Below are 23,919 nucleotides of genomic sequence, written 5' to 3' on the forward strand. Positions count from 1 at the left end.
CTCTTATTTTCAAAGAATAGCTGAAACAGGTAAATTTTCAGGCTTCACTATTACGCGGTGACCTTTTATTCCAAAAAAGGCCACTACCGCAAAACAGATCAATGGTACTGCGTAACCATACTGAATATTACCTGTTACATCGCTTATGTAACCGAATACTCTTGGCAAAACGGCGCCCCCAACAATGGACATAATAATTAAACTACTTCCAAATTCAGTATCGCCGCGTAAATCTTTTATGCCTAGCGCAAAAATAGTAGGAAACATAATGGACATAAAAAAGCAAATACCAACAACCGTATAGATAGTGATCATACCATATCCCCAGATGGCGATGATACAAAGCAAAATGTTGATGACGGCATATGCAGCAAGCAACCTTGCCGAACTATAGTATTGCATCAGATAGGTGCCAATAAATCTTCCAATTAAAAATGCCAGTCCGCATAACCCTAAATAATCAGCGGCTTTTACCTCCGATATACCGGCGGCCTTTGGTGCGTACAGGATAAACAAACTAAACACGCACACCTGGGCGCCTACATAAAAGAACTGGGCAATAACGCTCCAGGTTAAATGACGGTGTTTAAAAGCGTGAAAAATATTCTTACTGGCTACATGTCCTTCATTTGTTTGAATGGCCGGCAAACGGGTAAACGCAAAAACCACAGCTATTAACACCAGCACACTGCCGAGAATAAAATAAGGCATCTTCACGGTGGCAGCTTCAGCAGCAAGGGCCAGCTTCCGGCCTTCTTCCGTCATTGTACTTAATTGTGCTGCAGTATAACCTTTTGTAAGTATAACGCGTGCCCCGATCACGGGCGCAAGTGTGGCCGCCAGGCCATTAAATGATTGTGCAAGGTTGAGCCGCTGGGTAGAGGATTCAGGATCGCCAAGCGAGGAAGCATAAGGATTAGCCGCCGTTTCCAGGATCGTGAGTCCGCAGGCAATGATAAACAAGGCTATCAGGAAAAAGGTATACTGCTGGGTATTGGCAGCCGGGATAAATAAATACGAACCCAGTGCAAAAACCAGCAGTCCCGTTATAATCCCTGCTTTATACCCGTATTTTTTCATGATGAACCCAGCGGGCAAAGCCATGAGAAAATACGCGATAAACACTGCAGAATCAACCAGCGTAGCCTGTACAGTGGTAAGTGTAAATGATTTCTGCAAATGTGGTATAAGTATAGGATCAAGATTATGTGCAAAACCCCATAAAAAGAACAGGCTTGTAATCAATATAAACGGGAAAAGTGTACGGGCCTTTGCCATATTAAAATCTAAAATTTACATTGACTGATCAAACAAAAAAACATTTATACGATCGCTCCTTCAATTTTCAACACAAATGCCTCTTTCCGCGGTGGCTGGTCAGGTAACTGCACCTTCAACCCTTCGGATGTTTGCTCAAAGTTCAACCGGTCATTTCCCAGCATGCTTACGTGGCTTACGTTTCCCGCCTGATTATCCGGGGCCAAAGATTTAATTAAAGTAACTTTATCTGACGGCCATCCGAGCACTATTGCGTAAAGTGTTTTGCCTTTTGTAGTAAAACGAATATCTCCTGCTTCAAATGGTTTGCCTTTCCCTTCATTAAAACCCTGTGCGCTCAAAGCCACAACAGACTGTATCGCCGGGCCTTCTCCAAATGTTTTCCAGGGACGTGTACCATAAATTGCTTCGCTGTTGATCTTCATCCAGTCCGCCACCTGTTCTACTACCGCGCGTTCTTCACTGTCGATACTACCATCACCGCGTACAGGAACATTCAGTAAGAGATTACCATTTTTACTTACCACATCAGCCAGGGTATGCACCACTGTTTTGGCGCTCTTATAGCCTTTGTTATCAAACAGGCGGCGGTCGTAATGCCAGCTACCGATACAGGTATCCGTTTGCCAGGGCAGGGGTTCTATCTGGTTACTTTGGCCACGCTCAATATCCCAGATCATGCATTTACGTTGCTGCTCATTCAACATTTTTCCAAATAGGGCAGCTTGTAATTTTCCATGTTTCTTCACGCTGGTGTTATAGAAATGAGCGGCTATTTTAAGGCCCGCATCACTTACCTGTAAAAGCGGCAGCACATTGTCATCAAAATAAACCAGCTCGGGGCCATATTTATTGATAAGTTCAATGGTCCGGTTTAAAAAACTGTCACAGTAAGCTTTATCAGGTATACTTGCGCCGTTACCCCAATCCCAATAGCCGCCCATGCTGCCATCATTAAGACTATCCTTACTCAATGCATGATTTTGAGCATACAACTGCTGCGGATCATAACCATTCCACCATTTATTGCTACCATCGGCTTTAGTCAGTTTACCATCATAAGGAACTCCGGCATAGGGGCCGCTCTTGTCTGATCGCTGGGCCACCTCATACCAGGTCCAGGCATGGGAGGCATGAACAGTAACGCCAAAGGGCAGGTCCTGTTCTTTGGCTGCTTTTGCCCAGCCGCCAATGATATCTTTTTTGGGTCCCAGTTTAGTAGAATTCCAGTTGTGGTATTTACTGGGGAACAGATCAAAATTATCGTGGTGATTGGCCATCGCCATAAAATATTTGGCGCCGGCTTTTTTGTATAAAGCAACCAGTTCTTCCGGGTTCCAGTTCTCTGCTTTCCATTCGTTTATGACATCCTTAAAACCAAATTTTGAAGGGTGTCCATATTTTTCCAGGTGATATTTATACTGGTCGCTGCCTTCCTGGTACATGCCGCGGGCGTACCAGTCGCCGCGTTCCGGTTGGCATTGCGGCCCCCAATGGGCCCAGATTCCAAACTTTGCATCACGAAACCAGTCCGGAACCTGGTATTGCCTGAGTGAGTCCCAGGTAGGTAGAAATGGACCTGGTGCCATGCGTGGAATTGGCTGAGATGCCAGCAAACTGTGTGCGTAAAGATCAGATAGATATAGAGAAGACAAGCCTGTGGCTATGCCTTTTATCAGCGTTCTTCTTTTCATGGAATTTATTTTATTAGCTCTAATATAAGTTCCGGCTTACCGGTTGATTGATGAATAATCCGCCGCTTATAATTGATAAATCAAACTTACTCCGAAATACTCATCAAACATTTGGCGTAATAGGACTTTTCTTTATACAAAACCGACTATTTGTGTATTATTGCTGTATCGGAATCGTAATGTTTAAAAAAACGTAATATCTGAAAAGTGGAAGCAGCCTTCCATACGGGGGCATTTCAACTGATATTGTTAATTAATTATACAGCATGATTAAAAGAGCGCTAAAACATACATTCACGTTATTGAACGTTGATCATGTAAAGCTTGACTCCAGGTGGAATTACAAAAACGTAATCAGCCCATACTTCAGGCTATATTATATTGACGGCGGAGAAGGAGAGATCTGGGACGTTTCAGCTAAAATCAAACTTGAGCCCGATTTTCTGTACATCATACCAAGCTTTACATTGTGTAACCTGGTTTGCCCCAGCCATCTTAGTCAGTATTTCGTCCAGTTTTTTGAGGAATCGTCGGATGGTATTTCCCTGTTCGAAAATAACAGGTCCATTTTTAAGGTAAAAGCGACGGATATTGATATACTGAATTTTGCACGTTTGCTGGAAATAAATCCAGGCAGGGGCATTAATCGTTCCGACAATCCGAGGATATATGAAAAAAACGTCTTCTATAAAGAGTATCAGGATCTTAATAACCTGCAAAGCATGTCAACATTTACGGAAACACACGGCATTCTCTTACAACTGGTTTCCCGTTTTTTGACACAGGAGATATTTAAATATAAAGACGGAGGTCATGTGCCGGTTAAAATTTTAAATGCTATCAGTTATATTCAATTAAACCTGAGTCGCGATTTATCAGTAACCTCCCTGGCGAAAAGAGCAAACCTGCATACAGATTATTTTTCGCGTCTTTTCCATCAACACACCGGGGAAAGGCCGGTAAAGTATATACACGAAAAAAGAATTGAAAGGGCCCAATACCTCATTGTAACAACACAGATGACCTTTTCGGAAATTGCCACACAAACGGGTTTTGAAAATGTGTTTTACTTCTCTAAAATTTTTAAAAAAATCACCGGGATGTCTCCGGGGAACTACAAAAAACAAATGGATATGATAGGGTTTTAAATATTGGCTTTGTTATTAGTTTAATTCTTCAACCTGGTCATGTAACTGCTGATCCCAGATAAATTCTATACTGAACTTACCATCAGGCTCCAATCTGAAAATGGCCCTGTTCCATTTATTTTTCCCTCCCTCAGTAGTAATACTGTGTAATTCCTTCAGCCAATTTCTAATATCCCTGGGGATTTTTCTAACAGACAGATTAACGGTTGTATTATCAACCTGGTAATCACCGGTGTAACCCACAACGCCGTTTCCGACAACTTCTATATCCAGTTTGGCATTTGTCCAGTTACTTTCTTCGATGGCGTTGGAAATACCTTGTCCTATGCTTGAATAAATTTCATCCACAGTCATAATCTGTTTTTTACTGGTTATCATGTAATTTAACTATTAAATCAATTATTTGCTTTAACATAGGAAAATCATCTCTCCAAAATCAATTGGTTACGCTGGTTATCAATAGACCAGCGCCGGAACTTATTAAGAAAAGTTTTACCCAGCAAAAAGGTATCCGTTTCTTTTGAAGCGCCAATTACGAGGTTATTAACGGTGAACTTCCCTACCTGAACATTGTTGATTCTATACACATCACATAAAATCTCCTTTCCATTGGCAAGGGTGTATGTTTGCCGCCCCAGGAAATCATTTCCGGAAACCAGTTTCAATTGAAGCAATTTATTGATCATCGTGTCCGACACCAGCATATCCGTGGCGCCGCAATCGAGCATCCATACGTTTACCAGCGGTCCTATTTTTACTTTCAGCTTCGTCATAGCGCTTACGGTAATTACATCTATAGAATCGATCCTTTTATTACTGGTTACATCCAAACTGTCGGTGGCTTTCCAGGCGGTGGTAGTTGATACTCTTTTATAGGGATATCCGCCACAACGGTAAGCTATTTCATTAAACAGCATGGAATTGGGATCATTCATATCGTTAATGGTTTGCGCATTTATTTTTCGTTTAGCCATTACAGATACGGCACAATCGCAATAGGAATTTACCCTGCTCTCATCCAGTTCCTCCTTTTTATTCCTGCGAATATAAGCGGCCATAGAATCGCGGTAGGATATAATCTGGGCGGGTGAGAAAAAAAGGTTGGTTTGCGAAACATCTTTGTAACATTGGTCGATGCGTGCCTGCAGTACAGTATCTGCTTCTATAAGTTTAGCCAATGATAAATTGGGATATAAATATTCATATTCTTTTATCAGTTTCATGGGAAAATATCCATCAATCTGGTCTACCTGGCAATTGCAGATCTGAACGGCTTCTTTATTTGTGGGATCCGCTTTCATGGCCTTCATACAACGCCAGAACATGGTACTTTTCTCCCACACATTTTTCCCCTCCCTGGAACGGACAAATTGGTCAGCATTGGCAAACTGCGCAGATACACTACCAGCGAATAAAAGCAATATTAAAGTAAGAAAACGCATAAACAGATGCTATCAGTTAAATAAACTATTGACCTTCCTGTTGTCCGGCATGAGAAAGCAAGTTAATTAAAAGTACCTAAAACAAAGAGCCCCTGCAAATTTCCATTGCAGGGGCCATTCAGCAAAATGCCGGACCACTTTATTCTTGCTCCTTCATTAAGTTAAAAAAGAGATAATCTGTTCCTGGGGCATCAGTTATTCCGATATTCCTACCAATAGTTACTATTTGCCCCCTGTGATAAGTGCCATGATTCACAAAATGCTGTATGTATTCATAGCGGGATTGATTGGCTTCAAACCACGGACTTACCACTTTTATTTTTTCCACCAGATCACGCTCCGAAAATGATTTTATTTCATCTGCCAGTATTTGCGACCTGTTCACCAGTCCCTGAAAAACTTCTTCCCTTTTCAGATCCTCTATACCATAACGATTTACAAAGTCTGGTTTCTGGCAGATAATACTATACCAATATTCCTCCATCCCCCAAATATGATTCAAGGTTTTGAGAATACTGGAAAAACTCGACGGCGCCTCCTGGTGCAATTGTTCATCTGATTTTCTGGACAACCAATTCACGAATTGTTGGTTTACCGACAAATTATAGCCGGCATAATTTGTAACTAAATTTTGCAGATTCATTTTTACTAATTTAATGTTTCAGCAAAATTATAGGGAGGTAATGACAGCCCTATGTCAAGGGTAGGAAGGAGTTAATAATATTTGTCGAAGTATTCCTGCAAGGTCATTTTATGAGGGGTAAACTTTTCAGCAAGGGTTTCCAGTCTTTTAATCCTGTCCAGCCGGAAATACCGGAATTCACTGCGTAAGCGGCACCATGCCACCAATAACCAATTTTCCTGTGTGCTTAGTAAAGCAAAAGGTTCAATCAATCTGCTAGTAACTTTGTTGGCTTCATTGGCATATTCAATTTTTGTCACATAAAAATTGGTAAGGGCAAACTGCAGATCAGATAAGTTATTGCTGTTTCTTTCCCGGTTAATATTCTGGTCAAATTGTGTGCGTTCGGCCAGGAGATTAGCTTTATCTTTTACATTATGCCTTAATACAGCTTTGATTTTTTCAATAGCTTCCGAATAATCCTTAACAAAAGAAGCGTCTTTGTTTTTCAGCACTAATTGTTCTGCCAGAATTAAGGCGTTGGCCTGGTTTTCCGTAAACATTACCGGTGGAATTCTATACCCTTCCATTAAGGTATAACCCCTTCCTTCTTCTGTCAGAATTGGCACGCCAGCCTGTTCCAGCGCTTTAATATCCCGGTAAATGGTTCTGTTGCTGACCGAAAATTTGCCGGCCAGTTCCGGTGCTGTCAAAAGCCGTTTCGTTTGCAATTGGGTTAAAATTGCAGCCAGTCGTGAAAGTCGCTTTGTCTCATTATCGGCCATTATCGAAATTTTCCAGCATTGTATTTTTGTTTTTGAAGAGACAACAACTCCGGCATCTTACTAAGATTTCCTGTTCAGATCAGTTATCAACAGGGGATTATCTTTCCGCAATTCATTAATCAGCGTGGCCACTTCAGTGGTGGTGGGATTCCGCATTAACCTTTCCAGTTCAGCGTTTGTTATTCCCACCAATTGCAGGAAAGACACTTCGCCATGTGGCGTTTCTATCCTGCCCAGTTCGGGGTCAAGCGCCAGTACAAAAGCGGTTATTTCCGTCTGGGTATCAAGCCGGATGGGACCTTTGGCAGGTATAAAATGATTCTCCTCAAACCATTTCCCGCTGTTAAATACATATCGCGCAAGATTGTTCATTACATGAACTGTCCACAACGGATCATCTTTATCCTCCGCAAATGGTTTCAATCTGAAGGTAAATTCAAAACCCCATTTACTGAACTCCCCGCCGGCCTTTTCATGATCGTAGTAAAGTTCCGACATGCCATAACTGATGATATGCCTGTGGTATTCAGATTTGTTGGAATCGTAGATGCTGGCGCCGTCTATCGGATCAGTACCTCCGGCCATAAAATGGATGCCGCAGAGCGGGCCATAATGACGTGGTTCTGTTTTACCATAAACCGTTTCCAGGGCGCTATCTATTGAAAGCCATCCAACGGCATCATCTTCGCGGAATCTTTGTTTGTACTCTTCTGGTGTCATAAGAATAGTAGGTTAATACAAATAAACAACTCTAATATAAGCCAAGTTGTGAAAAAAGCCATATTCATCACCAGGCGCATGCGCGGCAACGCTGGCATATGCACTCTATTGTCGGAATTTCCCTGCAAATTGGCGTTTTTGCCCCCATCCGTATCCTCCGTTTTGATGTAGGTTTACCCTATCAAAATATAAATATCGTATGCAACGCACCTCCATTATTATTATACTTTTGCTATTCGTAACACATTTGCAGATGAACGCACAGCAAAAACAAACAGGCCATTATGCAACAGTGAATGGCTTAAAGATGTATTATGAGATCCATGGCAGCGGCGCCCCGCTGGTACTGCTCCACGGCGGAGGTTCCACCATTAAGTCCAATTACGGCGCTATTCTCCCTGAGCTGGCAAAAACACAGCAGGTGATTGCCGTAGAGCTACAGGCGCATGGTCATACTCCTGATATCGACCGGCCATTGAGCTTTGAGCAGGATGCGGATGATGTGGCCGCACTTCTCGGGCAGCTGCATATTGCCAAAGCCAACTTTATGGGCTTCAGCAACGGAGGCACCACTACGCTGCAAATCGCCATACGGCATCCGGAGCTGGTAAATAAACTGGTGCTGGCCTCTACACTTTACAGGCGCGATGGCACGCCTCCCGGTTTCTTTGATGGATTCAAAAATGCGACTATGGACAAAATGCCGCCGCAACTAAAGGAGGCATACTTAGAGGCCAATCCCGATCCCAAAGGACTTGAAGCGATGTTTCACCGGGATGTGGCGAGGATGGAGAATTTTAAAGATATCAGCACGGAAAAAATAAAAGGTATCCAGGCGCCGGCGCTGGTGATAAACGGCTATGCAGAGCCGATCCTGCCGGAACATGCGCTGTTACTGGCGCGCACTTTACCACACGCACAACTGGCTATCCTGCCGGGCGGCCACGGCGATTATATCGGGGAAATTTGTGCGCCCGGCAAGCAAAGCAAAATACCTGCTTTGGTAACAGCGATGATTATAGCATTTTTGAAAGAATAACATGGCGGAGAACAGATTTATTCCGCCATACGCGCCTGCGCCGCGGGGGTGAGATAGGGATAAAACATGCCGGAAAAAATTTCGCTGTAATGTTTTATAGCATTGCTTCCTTTCAGCCTCCCGGTTAATTCATTATTTGACAACCAGAAGTCGCCCATAATAAATATCTGCGTCACCAATGCTTCCCAGATACTTTCCGGCAGATCAGTCCGGAAAATCCCTTCTTTTCTTAACTGCCTGAAAATAGCAAAGAATTCCTTTTCCCGGCGTTGTGTGAGCGCATAATAGTCTTTCCTGATAGCCGGTACACGCAAACTTATCTCCACAAAATGTAAAAATATAAAACGGTATTTATATGCCAGTTCCAGCGAGCGGACCGAGAAATCCCGGAGCGTATCCAGGCTTACAGGATGAATTGACTCCAGTTCCGACACCAGCACATCAAAATCAGCAGCCAGGTGTTCATAAAGTGTTTTTATGATTTCATCTGTCTGCCTGAAATGATAATGAAGATTACCCGGGCTGATCCCCATTTTCGCCGCAATATGCCTGCTGGTAATTGTATTTACACCCTGGCTGTTATAAAGTTCCAGCGCCGTTTTGAGAATATTTGTCCTCGTATCCATATCCAAATTTAGAACAATTGTTCTAAAAATAATAATAATTAGTACATTTGTTCTAAATACAGGCGATATGAATAACGAATCGTATGATCAGCAGGAGGAAGATAAACCCTTACTGCAAAGACTAAGAGGCAGCGTTTTCCCGGTTAAGCCAACAGATACCACATCCGTAAAATTGCTGAAAGACAGTGCATTTTACCTGTTTGCCGTAATGGCATTACTTGTGACGCTGCTGCTCGGAGGCGCCATCATGTTTGTATTGTAAGATGAGAGGTTTATTGGATCCGTTGTTCCTTATCTACTGCGGACTATGGGGCATCATCCACTTCTTCAGGTATATACAACAGCCGGTGCCGCTGGTCAACGGGTACCTCACCGACTTTATTGCAGTACCTGCTATGGCGCATGTTGCGCTTACTTTTACGCGTAACTGTATTGTCCGCGACAAACATTACACCTATCCCCTCTCTTACCTGCTGTTCATTGCGCTATATATGTCGGTGGTTTTTGAATGGGTAATGCCACGGTTTTCTGTTGACTATACCGGCGATATCCGGGATGTGGCAGCTTACTTTGGCGGAGGATTGTTTTATTATTATGTGCATGGGAAACGGGCGTACATTAAAAATATATCCTCATTTAAACCCAATACATCCCGCCACCATCAGCGCCACGGTAACAACAGCTGCCACCGTCCGTACGGTATTCAACCGGTTCCACCTTTCCTCAAACGCCGCCCGGTGCTGCGCCAGCTGCCCCGCAGAAGCAGCCGCAAGATCCGCCTTATCCAACGCATTATTGAGCGGAACATTGCCAACCATCGTCACGCCAAAAACACCTGTAAAATAAACAACCGTAGCACCCAATACACACCAGCTTCCCGGCGACACGGAATAACTGAAATACACCCACGTACAAACAGGCAACAAAGCCAGGGAACCCAGGAAAGAAGAGAAAAATGCAGGATTGAGAATAGCCCGGTTGATAGATTGCATGGCAGACAGATAACCCATATCAGATAAGCGGCCAAGCCCCGGGTTTACAGAACAGGAATAGGCGTAAAAAAGTCCTCCCATTAATGCAGTGGAGACAGCCGTCATTCCCAGTAAAATCTGCAGGAAAGTAAGTCCCATGTGCCAAAAGTTTAAATGATGCGGACAATAGATCTTACGTGAAAATATAACATCCCCCTCATATAAACTATAACAGATTTACCAGCTGAATTCCCGCAGGCTCACCGTACCACTCATATTTAAGTTCTTTATTAAATTGGGGCTACAATACAATGATCTGAGAGACCGTAATCCACGGATTTTCAGGGTCGACAAAAACATATTGTCATCGAGGTTCACACTTTCCAGTTTTTTCATGGAAGTAAGATCGATGGAAGTAATATTATTATTGCTAAGGTTTAGTTTCTTCACCCCCGATCCTTCTGCAACAAAGTCCACCAGGCTATTGTACTGCAGTTCCACATTCTCCAGGTTTGGCAGATGACTGAAGTTCACTTTAAACAAAGCGTTCCTGTACATTTTCAGGTCATTTAGCTTATTAAGCCCGGTGAGGTCCAGCGCTTTGATCTTGTTATCATGGAGGTACATGGTTTCCAGGTTAGTGAGGCCTTTCACACGTGCGTACTCCATGTTATTATTACCACCATAAATACTTCTCAGACTGCTCATTCCTTCGAGGTCCAGCGTTTTGATCTGGTTATCATAAAAACCGAATTCCTCCAGCCTGGTAAAGCTTTTGATACCGGTGAGATTGGTAATACCGGCGCCATTTACATATAGCCTGGTCACCTTCTGGGCTTCGGCCACCTGTATCTCCCCGTCGTTGTTGGTGTCAAATCCCTGGTTGATGAGTGCCGCTTTGAAGTTGGCATCCGGAATTTTGATGGTTTGTGCTTGTGTTTGCAATGCCATCAAAAGAATAGCAAATAAGAATATCTTTTTCATGGCTTTGTTTAATTGCTGATAACAGTATTCACTACTTCTCCTTCTTTATTTACTTCCACAAACCCTGCTACTTCATCTTCTGCTTTATAGTGGTAGGAATAGGCATTATAAATAGGTTCAGACCCAACTTCATTGCCGCTATACACGTTGTAAAAGGTACGGGTGCCGGTGCGGAGAACCATATTCTTCTTCCGCTCATACTCAATCCAGGTAACGAGATAATACCTGCCCGGTTTTAATTCAGTGAATTCAAAATTGCCCTGGTCATCCAGGTAACGGCCTTCTATGCGATAAGTGAAGGCATCATTAGTCATGGTAGCCTGTTTCTTCCGGCTGTTGTACTTTTTCTTCAGCTCAACAAACTCAGTAAAATAAGGGGTTACCGGAAACAGGATGATATTATGGCCTTTTGTAGCAAAATTTACTTTGCCTTTCTTTTTCAGAGAAGCATTGCCCCGGATGGTAGCGGTACCTGGCTCCAGTAACTTGCTGGTAGCTGCCTCATCGAAGGATGCAGCAGGAAGAACATATTCCACCCCTTTCTGCGCAGACGCCGTAATAGAAGCCGATGCAAAGTATAATATGCAACTGATCAGCAGTGATTTCCGGTTCATAACAAGCTCCTTTTTTAATATCCCTGTAACATGATAATCACGGGAAGAATTGTCCCCCAAAAGACGGCATACCGCGGCACTTTAGCAATACCTGCAAACAGTTATTTAAATATACCGGTAAACAGGTAGTGCATCATAAAAAACCGCATGAACCCATAGATCCATGCGGCTATATATTACTGCAGAACAGGAGCGGTTTTCATTCAGAAAGACTATTACGCCAACGCTTCTGTATATTTCTTAAAATTATCCAGGATGGCCTGCCAGCCACCTTGTTGCATTTCAATGCTGTGGGTATCCTCTGCATCAAAAGTTTCTGTAACGGCAGTAGTGTTACCTGTTGCAGAAAAAGTCACTTTTACTGTTCTGCCATCGCCCATGGTGTAGGTAATGAGTTCATGTTCTATCACGTCGTTGTATACACCGCCGAAATCAAAACCGAAGCTGCCATCTTTGGCTTCCATACGTGTTTCAAACTTACCGCCCGGACGCAGGTCGTTTACAGATTTTGGGCTGTGCCAGTCGTCGGAAGCGGTGTTCCATTTAACAATATGCTCAGGCGCATTCCATAACTCCCATACTTTTGCAACAGGTGCGTTAATAGTGGCGCTTACGGTGATCTTTGTGCTATTGGCTGTTTGCATGTTTTTAAGATTTAAATGTTAATCGTTATTGTTAATGCAAACATAGCACCTCTATTTTATTCCCGGCATGGCTAAATACGACAAAATAGCATCCTGTTTGCGACAGCCTCCGCAATACCGGTTTATTTCCAGTTTACCACCGTAAATACAATGGAAGAATAGTGATCCTTTTCGTACAGCACACCTATTTTCTTCCGGGCCAGCTGCACAATATCGGAGTAGGCGGCATAGCCATAACCGGATTTCTTTGAGCCATCGCCTTTATATATTACATAGCTTTTTTTCCAGGTGCGGCCATCATCAAAGCTGATGCGGAGTGTGAGGTTATCCCTTTCCAGCGAATCGGCAGCGTTGCAAAAGGCGAGTATATTTTTTCCCTTGGAAGTACCTATATTCAGGATGCTGCCCTGGCATATGGCGTCTACCAGCTGGTGATCGAAATAGGTAGTATCCCAGGTGGCGCCGCCATCACTGCTGATAGACACGATCCGCACCTTCACATCTTTTGCCTGGTTACGGCTGTTCATCATCAGCTTGTTGCCGGAGAGCGGAGCCGCTATCGATTCATTGCTGCCGGGCAAATTAATACTGTTGCCTAAGTGGAATGTTTTACCATGGTCATCGGTGTAGTAACCATGCGCCACATAATGCCGCGCGCCGGGCAATGCTTTACCCGCGGTATGATTGGCAGCAATAAAAATTCTTCCTTTAAAAATACCTTCGGGAAACTGCATCACATGGCCAGGGGTATTGGCGTAATAGCGCCAGTCTTCCGCAAAATTAAACGCCGGGTCAATATCCGGTTGTTTCGGCCGGTGCACCTGCAGCGTAATATCTACCGGCGCGGCCCAGGTACGGCCACCATCCGCAGAGGTGATATAATAGCAATGTTTTATCCCTTTGCCTTTAATGATATCCCCTTCCCGGTGCGTACCGGTGTTGTAAAAAAGAAAGATCCTTCCCTGTGGATAGGCCGGATCGGTAAGGTCTACTACCGGCGCGGGGTTGGAGAGCTGCAGGTTATCGGCGCCGGCCACTACCTGCATGGGCGACCAGGTTTTGCCTTTATCCTTGCTGCGTTTCATCACCATATCAATATCCCCGAAATCATCCATACCGTTTACCCGGCCTTCGGCAAAGGCCAGCAAATCGCCATCGGGCAACGCAATAATTGCGGGGATACGGAATGTTTTGTAACCGTCGGTTCCCGAAATAAAAACAGGTACTTCTTTTTGTTGTGCATACGCAGTGCCGAAGCACATTATCAGCAGCACAGCCATTATCTTTTTAATCATCATTATTTATTTATCAGGTCAATATCATTTGTTTGCGGACGTAAAAAGCATAGTTGAATGATAATCGCTACCAGTACAATCCCTGCCAGCATAGCAAAGCTTTGTCCGAGGTTGCCTGCATCCGTGGAGCGTCCCAGCAGATCGGTGATAATAGCGCCCGCAAATACGCCGGACATATTCAGGATCCCATAGGCGGTAGCCCGTGAACCCGATGGCACAAACTGGCAAAGGATAGGCATGTTGTTGCCATCAAACATACCAAAGCCAACGCCAAACAGGATGGCTGCTCCCATTACATGCACCAAGCTATGCCCCAGTCCTATCAGCAGCAATGCCGGGATAGTAAGCGATAAGCCAATGGCACTGGTATAAATTCGCCCCCTGTTATTCCGCTGTACCCATTTATCAGATAATATGCCTCCGAAAATAACGCCGAGGAAAGAGGAGGCCGCGATAGTAATGGTAGATAAAGGGCCTGCGGCCGACATATCTATCTGTAAACTTTCAGAAAATAAAGTCGGCAGCCAGTTTTTTATTCCCCAGCCGGGGAAACTCGGAATAGCAAAATAAAACAGGAGGATCCAGAAAGAAATATTCGTCATCAGTAAACCTAACCCTTTCCCGAAAGGCGGCCGCTCCTTCACCGCACCGGGAGCATCTTTCACGGCTTCCCGCAAACATACAATCAGTATCAGCGAGTATACAATGCCAATGATGCCAAACGTATGAAAGGTAGCATGCCAGGAGAACCTGGCCGCGATAGTAGCGCCAAAGCCACCAAGCGCCTGCCCCATGTAAAGCCCGGTCATATGAATACCCACGGCCAGTGACCGGGTGGCAGAGGAATGGAAATCCGCAATGAGCGACAGTCCCGCCGGTATATACAATGCCTCGCTTACACCCATCGCAGCACGTAACCAATACAGCTGCTGAAAAGTAGTGGCATACCCCATTGCAAACGTTACTCCGGACCATACAAACAGACTTCCCACAATGAGCCACTTCCGGTTGAGCCTATCCGCAATAATGCCCGACAACGGACTCATAAATCCATAGATCCACAGAAAAATGGCCATCAGGTAGCCAAAATTGGCAGCCGATTGCAACGCCGCAATATCCACCTGCATGGCGGGTTTCATGGTCGACAGCATCTGCCTGTCCATGTAATTCAGCAATGCTACTACCCATAGCAATCCTACTACTACCCAGCGATAACTTCCTTTATTGGACATGATACTCAGATCAGTTGAAAAATAATTTACCTGAAATTATTACCGGCGTACGCACCCCTGCTTTTATTTCTCCTGAAGGAATCATGATAACCCCATTCCACAAAAATGCAGTGGTGGTAACCGGACCTTCCATCGTTAAAGCATTTATTGCTTTCCATCGGCCGGTGGTGGTGTTATACAACCATACTTCTTTTGTAAACCCCGGATGAGCGTTTAGCAATGCCTTCTTTTCGTTTGTCAGCGTTTCTTTTTTGATACTGTCAGTAGCCGCGATGATGGCGGCATTCAGTACTTCTACCTTGCTGAACACCTCTCCTTTGTCGCCGCTGCAAAACAGGATTTCATGATCCCCCACGGCCAGTCCCGTTCCTGCGGAAACGGGGTAAGGCAGTGGATCTTTGAGCGTCCATACTTTTGTATGCAAATCATAGCGGTAGGTGGTATTAAAAATATCGCTGATGCCGTTGCTGTTTTTTCGCCGGCCACCGATCAGGTACACGCCGCCATCCTGTATGGCCATCACTGCGTGGGAAACGGCCACCGGTATATCTGCCAGCGTTTGCCAGGCAGCGCCCTGCCTGGACAGATCCAGCGAAAAGAATTTAGCGGATGGTCCGTTCACCGATTCGCCACCGGCTATATACAGCGTATGCTGATAACACGCAGCTGATAAATTGGTGAGCGCCACCGGCAACGATGGCAGCGTTGCAAAATCAATGTGACCGGTAGCATCACAGGTGAGTCGCGTCACCTTATCCGTGGGACCGTGATCGTTTTCACCACCGGCGTAAATAAGTCCTGTTGATGTGCTCACACTGGCGCTATAGGCCAGTGGTTGCGGCAATGTTTGCCGGCTTACAATGCCGGGCAGCACGTTGCCTTTTTCATCTTTCCGGAAAATATAAATGTCCTGTTTATAATTTTTCACACCGCCATTCCAGGGCATGGCGGCCGGGAAATTAGCACCGCCGGCAATGATCATTACATTATTACTGATGCCTGCTACCGGCCCGGCTACACCGGGTTGTACAGATTGCCCGGATGCAGGCGGCAGCACCGCTGCCACCGACCACTGCACTTTATCCACATTCTTTTCCTGGGCGTTGATTGTGTTCACCGTCATTATCATAAATATTGAGTAAAGTATCCGTTTCATGAAGGTTGTACTTTCTGAAAAAATGAGATGGCTTCCAGCTCCTGGTACAATTTATCGTATTGCGCAGGTGTAAACGTGGTTAATGGCAGCCTGCACGGCCCCAGGTCCCAGCCCAGCATCTTCATAATGGCTTTTTGAGCAGGTATAGGCGGGTATTTTGCAAAGATCCTGATCACCTCCACCATGAATAAATGCTGTTGCTGTGCGGCCTTTATATCGCCCTTTTCAAAATACGCTTTTGTTTGCAGATATAGTGGCGCTGCAAAAGTATACGTACTTCCGATAGCACCTCTTGCGCCTACTGCCAGCGCGGGCAGCAACAACTCATCGAACCCGAACAGCACATCGAAACGGCCGTTCTGGTAATTAAAACAGGATTGATATTCCTGAATGGTGGACGAAGTGTATTTGATCCCTGCCAGGTTGGGGATCCTGCTGCCGGCTATTTCCAGGAACTCCATCATATCCATGCCTACACCGGTAAGCGTAGGAATATGATAATAGTAAAACGGCAGCGTGGGCGCGGCGGAGGCAATATCTGCCATACAATCCGCCAGCACCTGTACGGAAGTGGGTTTAAAATAAAATGCCGCTACCGAGGAAAATGCATCCGCACCGATGGACGCGGCATGCGCAGCCAGTTTCCGGGATTCGGCAATGCTGCTGTGACCAACGTGCACAATGATCAGCAAACGCTTCCTGGCTGCTTTTACAAATGCTTCCGCTACCTGCATTCTTTCTTCGGTGGTCATGTTAGGACCTTCGCCATTACTGCCGCAAACAAATATTCCTTTTAAACCATCTTTTACCAGCTTATCTGTTAAAGCAGGTATCAGCTCCAGGTTCAGGGAACCATCCCCGTGAAAGGGAGTAAATGCGGCAGCAATCAGTCCTTCGATATGTTCATGCTTCATGAAATGATACTTTTATATTGGGTTATTCGGGTTTTGAAGTAGCGTAACCAGGTGTTTGATTAACCAGTAAATCGGTGGTCCATACATTGGCGTCGATTGGCCATAATATTTTATATGCCTGCGTGGCTTTATTCAGCACGCCAAAAGGATGACCTGCATTGATAAATGCCAGTGGCTCATTGCCGTATTTCATCCTCCGCAGATCATACCAACGTTTGCCTTCATGTACAAATTCTTTGCAGCGTTCTGTGAAGATGGCGAGTTCATTGGCATCTTTAAACGAATTTACAAAAGGAGCAGGATCTATCCCCGGACCGCCAAAAGCACGGTCGCGCACGGCTTTGATGTAAGGCGACGGATCACCTCCTTCTGCATTCACTATTTCCGCAAGCATCAGCAAACGATCTGCCTCGCGGTAAATGGGCCAGTCGTCGGAGAAATAGCGCTTTTGCGTTACCGCATCAAAAGTGCCCAGGAATTTACGCAATACGGTATTCCTTACTTTCACCACCGGGGCGCCACTGGTTTTATCTACTTTATAAAGATCATAGAAGGTAGCTGCTTTGCGCTGGTCCAGGTTATCATAGCTCTGGAATAATCTGAAGCTATAACGGTAACGTTGAATGATCTGTTTTGAATTTACCTGTCCGATGTTCAGCGGATCGGTGAGCTTTGGCGCAGAGGCGAGTGAATCCGCGTACCAGTCCTGCGCTATACCGGGCAGGTCGTAGGTAAACAATGACACCGTAGACATTTCGGCTTCATTTACCATGAAAGAAATCGCAAAAATAATTTCGCTGTTTTTCTTATTAGCATAAGCAAACACGTCGCTGAACTTTGGCAACAAACTGGTACCTGTTACGGCGTTGAGCGCCGTTTTTGCGGTAGCCAGATCCGCCGTGTTACCATACACTTTGGCAGACCATAAATATATTTCACCTTTCAGCATTAATGCCGCCGCCGGCGACCATTGTCCTTTGCCCTTTGCAGTGGCTGTACCAAAACTGCCAACCGCCTTATCCACATCCGACTTCACCGATGCAAGCACTTCTGCTTCCGTGGCCCGTGGCATGCGCAGCAATACCGGGTCTGTTATACCGTTGGCTACATCAGGGGTTAACCGCAGCGGCACACCACCGTAGGTACGTAACAGGTGAAAGTAGTAATAGGCCCTCATGGCATATGCCTGGCCAAGCAGGTACTTCTTTTTATCATCTCCCAAAAAACCCGCTGCTTCTACTTTTTGTATAAAGAGATTTATTTGTAAGATAGGTGAGTAAAATCCGGCCCAGTTATTCACGCCGGAAACATTCTCTTCCAGCCGTTGTTCAATGATGGGGCTTTCCTGCAACGACAAGGTAAATGCCTCTTCTGTAGTTAATCCACCACCGCGCATTTCACCCAACCGGAAAAACTGGAACTGGTCGTTGCGGAACTCGTTATGCAATCCTACCATGTAATTGGTGATCTGTGCTTCGTTCTTCCAGAAGTTAGCATCTCCGAAAGAATCTTCCGGCGATAATTGCAATGTTTTCTTACAGGAGCTGGCAGCAATTAATATCAGTGCCAGCAGGAAAATATATGTTGTTTTCATGAGTGCTGATTTGATACGTTAGAAAGTGAGGTTAGCAGAAAAGACCAGGGAAGTAGGAATTGTATATACGCCATCCTGTTGCCCGGTGCGTTCCGGCAGCGCCAGCATTTTATTGCTGATGTATCCGAGGTTTTGCCCGGTTACCATCACCGTTAAGCCGGCAATGTTTGCATTATTGAGTATCTTCTTCGGCACTATATAACTCAGCGTTACTTCCCGGAAAGCGAGATAGCTGGAGTTTTTCCAGAACATATCGCTGTGCCGGTCGTAGTTCTTTTTCAGCTGCTGATCCTGGTTTACATAGATAGGATACTTTGCGTTGGGATTTTCCGGTGTCCAGGTGTCTTTCACCAGGTCGGTGCCGTTGAATTCGCCCTGCATGCTACCCAACGCCCACATCTGTTTTACGTCCATCTGTATAAAACCGATGGCGTAATCAAGACGGGCAAACAACTGTAAGCCTTTCCAGCCGGCGGCTACATTGAATCCGCCGGTCCATCGTGGGATAGTGCGGCCTAATGATACGCGGTCCCTGAAATCGATGGTGTCGTTTCTATCAAGATCTTTCCATTTCATATCACCGAGGCTGGTGGCCCAGAAACCGGTGAGGCCATTTTTATCTATCAGCTGCTGACTCGCAACAGGCCGCCCGGCGGCGTTGTTCAGCTGCACCTGGCCGGCGGCGAGATCAATTTTGTTATATGCCGCTAAATCAGCGGTGGTTCTGATGATGTCATCCGTTAAGTAACCGAATATTTCGCCTGGCTCCTGTCCTTCCTGCAAACCGCCGGCCCATATCACTCTGCCGCTGGCTGGATCGTAAATCTGCGCCCCATTCTGACGGTTCTTTTCATTTCCGTTAAACGGCAGTTTCAACACCGTATTTTTATTCCACGCTACATTGGCGCCCACGCTAACATTCCAGTTGCCCGACTGCAGTACTTTATAATTCAGGTCTGCTTCAAATCCCCTGTTCCGCATGGATCCGTTGTTGGTGAGGATACTGTTTACACCTGCAGATCCGGGCAAACTTACGCTTGCAATTTTATCAGTTGTATTCCTGTTGTAATAGGCAATGCTTCCGTTCAGGCGGTTATTGAATAAGCCATATTCCACGGCGCCTTCAATGGTGTTTGTTTTCTCCCATCGTAAGCCGGGGTTGGGGATACCGCCCAGTGAAAAACCGATTATGCTTTCATAGCGGGTAGTAGCCGGGTAACCTCCCTGCAGGGAGTATACATCAATAGTGCCGTCGGAGCGCTTTCCCACTTCACCGATGTTACCGTTCTTTCCCCAGCTGCCACGGAGTTTCAGGAAGGATAACCACTTACTGGTGTTCACCATAAAGTTTTCTTTGTGCAACAGCCAGCCTACGGAAGCACCGGGAAACAGGCCATACTGGTTATCGCCTATCAGCCTGGAGTAACCGTCTCTTCTGGCAGTAAACGTAGCGAGGTATCTTCCTTTCCAGTCATAGTTAATACGGCCAAAGCCTGACAGGATGCGTTCCCGCAGGTGATACGAATTTTGCCCGCGGGTGTTGGCGTCGCTGGAAGTTAACCCCAGTGTGGGAAAATCATCCGTAGGCGCCAGTTTTCCGCTGGCAGATAATCCATAGTTATAAGCGTCAAAAAATTCACCACCGATCATCGCATCGATGCTATGATCATCATGAATAATTTTGGTGTAGTTCAGAGTAGCATTATAGGTTTGACGAACCGTGCGGTCGAAGGCAGCATTGCTGCTGCGGGTGCGGTCCCACCCCGCATTAGGATCTGTTTTACTCATTACGCCGGTACGGAAATCTTTATTGAATGATTCGTTAAAGCTTTCGTCGTACATGAGAATAGCGCCCACTCTGAAATATAGATCTTTATAGAGGTCTACTTTAAAAGACTGCGCGAGGGTAAACTTGTCCGCCTGGTTTTTCCGGGAATATTTATCCATGTTCACGGCAGGGTTACCATCGCCTGCATTCCTTCCCAGGAGCGGTTCTCCGTTGGAGTTATTGCCACGCATGGTGGGTGCGGCCATCAGTAAACGTCCCCAGTAATTCACATCGCTGGTTTGCGCCTGGTCCCTGGAGTTGGCGCGGGAAAAGGATACGTTGCTTTCCGACTTCAGCCAGGTTCTTATTTTATAGTCACCGTTGAGTGTAAAATTCAGTCGTTTGTAAAACGACTTGCGCGCAATACCATCTTCATTATAATAACCGAGGTTAGCGTAGTAAGCGCCTTTTTCGTTGCCACCGGTCATACTGATATTATAATCCTGTGTGAGTGATTTTTTATTGAAGGCATTGTCTCCATAACTAAAGCCTTTGTAAATAAGGTCTGCATAGGTACCGTTGGGATCATACTGACCGGCGGCATTAGTGGGGATCGCATCCTTCATCACTTTCCAGCCATCGTTGGCGGAGAGCAGTTCTCTGTTCTGATCTGTTAGGCGCATGGGACTGAATAAGGCATTGAGGTCGTAGTTGCCGTCAATGATATTTCCTGCAGCATCTTTGTAAACGTTACCGGTGCCACGTGGGCCGGAAGCATTGAGCAGGCTTTGGTTACCGTTTACCTTATAGGTTTCTACCAATGCTTTTCTGCCCCAGTATAAATATTCTTCCGGGGTGAGCAGGGTATAGGGAGAATTTAAATAGTTAAAGCCTGTTTTTACTTTCAGGTTTATTTCAGATGTCCCTGATTTTCCTCTTTTGGTGGTGATCATGATTACGCCGTTGCTGGCGCGGGCGCCATAGATGGCGGTGGCGGATGCATCTTTCAGTACTTCCATGCTGGCAATATCTTCCGGGTTGATATCGCTTAAAGAGGGGCGGAATTGTCCGTCGATGATGATGAGCGGGCTGCCGGAGCCGTCGAAGTTGGTACCTCCACGGAGGATGATGTTGGGGATAGCGCCGGGCTTACCGGAGTTGGTAGACACTCTCACCCCGGCAATGGTACCGGCCAGTGCCTGTGCGGGGTTGGCGCGTATACCGGATTCGAGGATACGTTTGTCCAGTCGTGCTACCGATGCCGTTAGACTGCTTTTCTTTTGCGTGCCATATCCCACTACTATTATTTCATCCATTTTGGAAGTAGCAGATACTAGGGAGATGTTTACCGTGCTGCGGTTTCCTGCGGCAATTTCCTGCGGCGTAAACCCGATATAGGAAATGCGCAACACATCTTCGGGTGCGGCTTCTATGCTGAAATAGCCTTCAGCATTGGTAATGGCAGCTGTTTTCTTTTCTTTGATGACAATACTAACACCGGGTAGTGGCTGCTGATCTTCCGAAGAGATGATCCTGCCGGTGATTTTCTTTGGTTGAGCTACAGCTATTGTACTGATGGCAATGGCAAGGAGTACCCCCATCAGTTTGTTGAGAGCAATTTTCATACGGGAATTTGTTTAGACAATTAAACTTGTACTAATATTCTTAAATACTTATGTACTACATATTAAAATTGCCTAAAAAAATCCATACCGCAAAACATTTCTCAAAAAAAAGAAAAGGATGTGTATGGAATAATGTATGAAAGTAAATGCTGTGGCCACTTTGAAAGCAAGGCAGTGGTATGCTGTAACTTATCGTGCTTACTTTTTCAACTTCTTGAAATGATGTTCGAGATGTTTCCGCATGCCTTCGCGGAACTGTTCCCGGGTACCATTCTTCAGCAGGTTTACCAGGTCGATATGCGACACCTTGCCTACAATCGGTACTTTTTCTTCATTCACCAGGTGGCCGAAAATAGGAAGCAACATCGTCTGAAATCGTTGCATGGTGCGGTTACCGGTCATCTGGTAAATTTTGCCATGAAACTCTACTTCATGTTTGATCCGGAAATTTTGTTTGGTGGGAGTTGTTTTCTGGCTGAGGGCGATCTTCTCCAGTTCTTCAATATCCTTTTTTGTTTTGCGGATATATAAGATGTCTGCCAGTCCCATTTCCAGCGTAAGCCGCAATTCAAAAATATCCTGCAGTGTGGCATCGTCAATGATAAGCGGGTCCATCACCCGTTCCAGCGACCCCAAAATATCGGGGCTGGACAGCACCATGCCCCGCCGTTTTTTTGTTTCAATCATGCCCAGCATCCTCAAACGGCTGAGGGCTTCGCGCAATACGTTGCGGCTCACGCCCAGGGCTTCGGTCAGCTCCATTTCCTTTGGCAATGCATCCCCGGGTTTGAAGGATTGCTTTTTGAGATACTCCAGCAGCTTCATCTCCACTTCATCTGCCATCGTTTTATAACTCACTTTTTCAATATCGATATGTAAATTCCCAATTCCCATAAAACAGGTGTGATATTTTGTTTAAATGTACTACAAATTAACAGATCGCATCAATAATACCGGCTGTTTATCCTTGTAGCATCACCGGCTGTTCCTGTAACCGGCGGCGGGTGTATTCCAGGCCGGATGTATAAATGGCTTCCAGCCGCTTGAAATCAAACATGCCGAATTTGCCCAGATCTTCCGGCTCAATAAAATAACTGCACAACAACTTATTCTTCAGCACCGGCTCACGGATAGCCAGGTGTAGGGTTCTTTCCACATTGGCCAGGAAGCCTTCTGCCGGGTTATAAGGCGTAAGCGGATTTACATGTACCCCAATGATATCGCGGTATTCCGCCAGCAGCGGCTCTATGGGCAGGTTGCCGGAAAGACCGCCATCCACATACTGCACCCCGTTTATTTCCACGGGCGGAAACAACAGCGGCACAGAAGATGCCGCCAGGATGGCCGGGATCAGCGGGCCTTCACTGAAAATACGCTGATTGCCTGTTAAAAAATCAGTGGCTGTTACGTATAAAGGAGTATCCAGTTCTTCAAATGTCTGATGCCTGAGTGTTTGCTTCAGTACTTCCGCTACTTTTTTGAGAGACAGGAAACCGGCTCGCCAGTTCCGCCAGTGCATCGACAACCCGAGCTTATGCACCCGGAATATTTCCCTCACCTCATCGGTACTGTATCCATCACAAATAAAAGCGGCAGCGATAGAACCCGCACTGGTAGCAGAAATTGCTTCCGGGTAAATATCCTGTTCGGAAAATGCTTTTAAAACGCCCAGGTGGGCATATCCCCTGGCGCCACCACCGGATAAAACAAATGGTCGTTTCACAGGTGGGCGGGTTTGCTGTTCATTCATCCGGCTAATATAAAAAAA

Annotated in this window: 23 protein-coding genes; 3 read left to right on the forward strand and 20 right to left on the reverse strand. The window is 45.6% G+C overall.

What is annotated here, in order from left to right; all coding sequences use genetic code 11:
* Positions 1 to 9: 9 nt before the first annotated feature.
* Both fucP and V7S65_RS16515 read right to left on the reverse strand, forming a co-directional pair.
* Positions 10 to 1,278, reverse strand: coding sequence for an L-fucose:H+ symporter permease (gene fucP, locus V7S65_RS16510; RefSeq protein WP_079469170.1), 1,269 nt, complete (start codon positions 1,276 to 1,278; stop codon positions 10 to 12).
* A 44-nt stretch (positions 1,279 to 1,322) separates the two neighbouring features.
* A complete protein-coding gene (locus V7S65_RS16515) occupies positions 1,323 to 2,972 on the reverse strand; it encodes an alpha-L-fucosidase (protein ID WP_336387311.1) in 1,650 nt (549 codons plus the stop codon).
* A gap of 266 nt (positions 2,973 to 3,238) precedes the next feature.
* Between V7S65_RS16515 and V7S65_RS16520 the strand changes: the two genes are divergently transcribed.
* Positions 3,239 to 4,120, forward strand: a complete 882-nt coding sequence (locus tag V7S65_RS16520; protein WP_336387312.1) for a helix-turn-helix domain-containing protein — start codon at positions 3,239 to 3,241, stop codon at positions 4,118 to 4,120.
* Positions 4,121 to 4,135: 15 nt separating this feature from the next.
* On the opposite strand, the gene V7S65_RS16525 is transcribed toward V7S65_RS16520, so the two are convergent.
* From V7S65_RS16525 to V7S65_RS16545, 5 genes are all read right to left on the reverse strand, one after another.
* Entirely contained in the window at positions 4,136 to 4,474 is a 339-nt protein-coding gene (locus V7S65_RS16525; protein WP_336387313.1) for a hypothetical protein, read from the reverse strand.
* 68 nt (positions 4,475 to 4,542) lie between these two features.
* Positions 4,543 to 5,562 carry a retropepsin-like aspartic protease gene (locus V7S65_RS16530; RefSeq protein WP_336387314.1) on the reverse strand — a complete coding sequence of 340 codons (1,020 nt, stop codon included), beginning with the start codon at positions 5,560 to 5,562 and terminating at the stop codon, positions 4,543 to 4,545.
* A 139-nt stretch (positions 5,563 to 5,701) separates the two neighbouring features.
* On the reverse strand, positions 5,702 to 6,205 hold the full coding sequence (locus V7S65_RS16535) for a DinB family protein (RefSeq protein ID WP_336387315.1): 504 nt from the start codon (positions 6,203 to 6,205) through the stop codon (positions 5,702 to 5,704).
* Between the two features lie 71 nt (positions 6,206 to 6,276).
* Positions 6,277 to 6,969 carry a helix-turn-helix transcriptional regulator gene (locus V7S65_RS16540; protein ID WP_111576590.1) on the reverse strand — a complete coding sequence of 231 codons (693 nt, stop codon included), beginning with the start codon at positions 6,967 to 6,969 and terminating at the stop codon, positions 6,277 to 6,279.
* Between the two features lie 60 nt (positions 6,970 to 7,029).
* Positions 7,030 to 7,689 (reverse strand): suppressor of fused domain protein, encoded by a 660-nt coding sequence (locus V7S65_RS16545; protein WP_079469177.1) that lies wholly within the window; start codon positions 7,687 to 7,689, stop codon positions 7,030 to 7,032.
* A 253-nt stretch (positions 7,690 to 7,942) separates the two neighbouring features.
* Here V7S65_RS16545 and V7S65_RS16550 point away from each other — a divergent pair, with 253 nt between their 5' ends.
* Positions 7,943 to 8,728: an alpha/beta fold hydrolase gene (locus tag V7S65_RS16550; RefSeq protein WP_336387316.1), complete on the forward strand. Its 786-nt coding sequence runs from the start codon at positions 7,943 to 7,945 to the stop codon at positions 8,726 to 8,728.
* A gap of 17 nt (positions 8,729 to 8,745) precedes the next feature.
* Here V7S65_RS16550 and V7S65_RS16555 read toward each other — a convergent pair whose 3' ends face one another.
* Positions 8,746 to 9,354 carry a TetR/AcrR family transcriptional regulator gene (locus V7S65_RS16555; RefSeq protein WP_111576592.1) on the reverse strand — a complete coding sequence of 203 codons (609 nt, stop codon included), beginning with the start codon at positions 9,352 to 9,354 and terminating at the stop codon, positions 8,746 to 8,748.
* A gap of 67 nt (positions 9,355 to 9,421) precedes the next feature.
* Here V7S65_RS16555 and V7S65_RS16560 point away from each other — a divergent pair, with 67 nt between their 5' ends.
* Complete coding sequence (locus V7S65_RS16560) at positions 9,422 to 9,616, forward strand: hypothetical protein (RefSeq protein ID WP_079469180.1); 195 nt, start codon at positions 9,422 to 9,424, stop codon at positions 9,614 to 9,616.
* 370 nt (positions 9,617 to 9,986) lie between these two features.
* On the opposite strand, the gene V7S65_RS16565 is transcribed toward V7S65_RS16560, so the two are convergent.
* The 12 genes from V7S65_RS16565 to V7S65_RS16620 all read right to left on the reverse strand — a co-directional run bounded on the left by V7S65_RS16565 (position 9,987) and on the right by V7S65_RS16620 (position 23,901).
* The gene (locus tag V7S65_RS16565) at positions 9,987 to 10,484 is read right to left on the reverse strand and encodes an anthrone oxygenase family protein (RefSeq protein WP_336387317.1); all 498 of its coding nucleotides are present in this window, start codon (positions 10,482 to 10,484) and stop codon (positions 9,987 to 9,989) included.
* Between the two features lie 78 nt (positions 10,485 to 10,562).
* Positions 10,563 to 11,309 carry a leucine-rich repeat domain-containing protein gene (locus V7S65_RS16570; RefSeq protein WP_111576594.1) on the reverse strand — a complete coding sequence of 249 codons (747 nt, stop codon included), beginning with the start codon at positions 11,307 to 11,309 and terminating at the stop codon, positions 10,563 to 10,565.
* Between the two features lie 8 nt (positions 11,310 to 11,317).
* Positions 11,318 to 11,923 carry a hypothetical protein gene (locus tag V7S65_RS16575; protein ID WP_336387318.1) on the reverse strand — a complete coding sequence of 202 codons (606 nt, stop codon included), beginning with the start codon at positions 11,921 to 11,923 and terminating at the stop codon, positions 11,318 to 11,320.
* 215 nt (positions 11,924 to 12,138) lie between these two features.
* Positions 12,139 to 12,567: an SRPBCC family protein gene (locus V7S65_RS16580; RefSeq protein WP_079469184.1), complete on the reverse strand. Its 429-nt coding sequence runs from the start codon at positions 12,565 to 12,567 to the stop codon at positions 12,139 to 12,141.
* Between the two features lie 122 nt (positions 12,568 to 12,689).
* Positions 12,690 to 13,862 carry a sialidase family protein gene (locus V7S65_RS16585; protein ID WP_336387319.1) on the reverse strand — a complete coding sequence of 391 codons (1,173 nt, stop codon included), beginning with the start codon at positions 13,860 to 13,862 and terminating at the stop codon, positions 12,690 to 12,692.
* Between the two features lie 2 nt (positions 13,863 to 13,864).
* Positions 13,865 to 15,094: an MFS transporter gene (locus tag V7S65_RS16590; protein WP_336387320.1), complete on the reverse strand. Its 1,230-nt coding sequence runs from the start codon at positions 15,092 to 15,094 to the stop codon at positions 13,865 to 13,867.
* 10 nt (positions 15,095 to 15,104) lie between these two features.
* On the reverse strand, positions 15,105 to 16,217 hold the full coding sequence (locus tag V7S65_RS16595) for a kelch repeat-containing protein (protein ID WP_336387321.1): 1,113 nt from the start codon (positions 16,215 to 16,217) through the stop codon (positions 15,105 to 15,107).
* Positions 16,218 to 16,246: 29 nt separating this feature from the next.
* Positions 16,247 to 17,164 (reverse strand): dihydrodipicolinate synthase family protein, encoded by a 918-nt coding sequence (locus V7S65_RS16600; RefSeq protein WP_336387322.1) that lies wholly within the window; start codon positions 17,162 to 17,164, stop codon positions 16,247 to 16,249.
* Positions 17,165 to 17,186: 22 nt separating this feature from the next.
* The gene (locus V7S65_RS16605) at positions 17,187 to 18,758 is read right to left on the reverse strand and encodes a RagB/SusD family nutrient uptake outer membrane protein (protein WP_336387323.1); all 1,572 of its coding nucleotides are present in this window, start codon (positions 18,756 to 18,758) and stop codon (positions 17,187 to 17,189) included.
* Positions 18,759 to 18,776: 18 nt separating this feature from the next.
* Positions 18,777 to 22,151: a SusC/RagA family TonB-linked outer membrane protein gene (locus tag V7S65_RS16610; protein WP_336387324.1), complete on the reverse strand. Its 3,375-nt coding sequence runs from the start codon at positions 22,149 to 22,151 to the stop codon at positions 18,777 to 18,779.
* Positions 22,152 to 22,349: 198 nt separating this feature from the next.
* Positions 22,350 to 23,045 (reverse strand): FadR/GntR family transcriptional regulator, encoded by a 696-nt coding sequence (locus V7S65_RS16615; protein WP_079469191.1) that lies wholly within the window; start codon positions 23,043 to 23,045, stop codon positions 22,350 to 22,352.
* 67 nt (positions 23,046 to 23,112) lie between these two features.
* The gene (locus V7S65_RS16620; protein WP_079469192.1) at positions 23,113 to 23,901 is read right to left on the reverse strand and encodes a patatin-like phospholipase family protein; all 789 of its coding nucleotides are present in this window, start codon (positions 23,899 to 23,901) and stop codon (positions 23,113 to 23,115) included.
* Between the last annotated feature and the right edge of the window lie 18 nt (positions 23,902 to 23,919).

Source organism: Chitinophaga sp. CCNWYY40 (assembly GCF_037483205.1).
Lineage (GTDB): Bacteria > Bacteroidota > Bacteroidia > Chitinophagales > Chitinophagaceae > Chitinophaga > Chitinophaga ginsengisegetis.

Coding starts and splice junctions, on each gene's coding strand:
- fucP (WP_079469170.1), bottom strand. CDS start 1,278: ATGGCAAAGGCCCGTACACTTTTCCCGTTTATATTGATTACAAGCCTG.
- V7S65_RS16515 (WP_336387311.1), bottom strand. CDS start 2,972: ATGAAAAGAAGAACGCTGATAAAAGGCATAGCCACAGGCTTGTCTTCT.
- V7S65_RS16520 (WP_336387312.1), top strand. CDS start 3,239: ATGATTAAAAGAGCGCTAAAACATACATTCACGTTATTGAACGTTGAT.
- V7S65_RS16525 (WP_336387313.1), bottom strand. CDS start 4,474: ATGACTGTGGATGAAATTTATTCAAGCATAGGACAAGGTATTTCCAAC.
- V7S65_RS16530 (WP_336387314.1), bottom strand. CDS start 5,562: ATGCGTTTTCTTACTTTAATATTGCTTTTATTCGCTGGTAGTGTATCT.
- V7S65_RS16535 (WP_336387315.1), bottom strand. CDS start 6,205: ATGAATCTGCAAAATTTAGTTACAAATTATGCCGGCTATAATTTGTCG.
- V7S65_RS16540 (WP_111576590.1), bottom strand. CDS start 6,969: ATGGCCGATAATGAGACAAAGCGACTTTCACGACTGGCTGCAATTTTA.
- V7S65_RS16545 (WP_079469177.1), bottom strand. CDS start 7,689: ATGACACCAGAAGAGTACAAACAAAGATTCCGCGAAGATGATGCCGTT.
- V7S65_RS16550 (WP_336387316.1), top strand. CDS start 7,943: ATGAACGCACAGCAAAAACAAACAGGCCATTATGCAACAGTGAATGGC.
- V7S65_RS16555 (WP_111576592.1), bottom strand. CDS start 9,354: ATGGATACGAGGACAAATATTCTCAAAACGGCGCTGGAACTTTATAAC.
- V7S65_RS16560 (WP_079469180.1), top strand. CDS start 9,422: ATGAATAACGAATCGTATGATCAGCAGGAGGAAGATAAACCCTTACTG.
- V7S65_RS16565 (WP_336387317.1), bottom strand. CDS start 10,484: ATGGGACTTACTTTCCTGCAGATTTTACTGGGAATGACGGCTGTCTCC.
- V7S65_RS16570 (WP_111576594.1), bottom strand. CDS start 11,309: ATGAAAAAGATATTCTTATTTGCTATTCTTTTGATGGCATTGCAAACA.
- V7S65_RS16575 (WP_336387318.1), bottom strand. CDS start 11,923: ATGAACCGGAAATCACTGCTGATCAGTTGCATATTATACTTTGCATCG.
- V7S65_RS16580 (WP_079469184.1), bottom strand. CDS start 12,567: ATGCAAACAGCCAATAGCACAAAGATCACCGTAAGCGCCACTATTAAC.
- V7S65_RS16585 (WP_336387319.1), bottom strand. CDS start 13,862: ATGATTAAAAAGATAATGGCTGTGCTGCTGATAATGTGCTTCGGCACT.
- V7S65_RS16590 (WP_336387320.1), bottom strand. CDS start 15,094: ATGTCCAATAAAGGAAGTTATCGCTGGGTAGTAGTAGGATTGCTATGG.
- V7S65_RS16595 (WP_336387321.1), bottom strand. CDS start 16,217: ATGACGGTGAACACAATCAACGCCCAGGAAAAGAATGTGGATAAAGTG.
- V7S65_RS16600 (WP_336387322.1), bottom strand. CDS start 17,164: ATGAAGCATGAACATATCGAAGGACTGATTGCTGCCGCATTTACTCCC.
- V7S65_RS16605 (WP_336387323.1), bottom strand. CDS start 18,758: ATGAAAACAACATATATTTTCCTGCTGGCACTGATATTAATTGCTGCC.
- V7S65_RS16610 (WP_336387324.1), bottom strand. CDS start 22,151: ATGAAAATTGCTCTCAACAAACTGATGGGGGTACTCCTTGCCATTGCC.
- V7S65_RS16615 (WP_079469191.1), bottom strand. CDS start 23,045: ATGGGAATTGGGAATTTACATATCGATATTGAAAAAGTGAGTTATAAA.
- V7S65_RS16620 (WP_079469192.1), bottom strand. CDS start 23,901: ATGAATGAACAGCAAACCCGCCCACCTGTGAAACGACCATTTGTTTTA.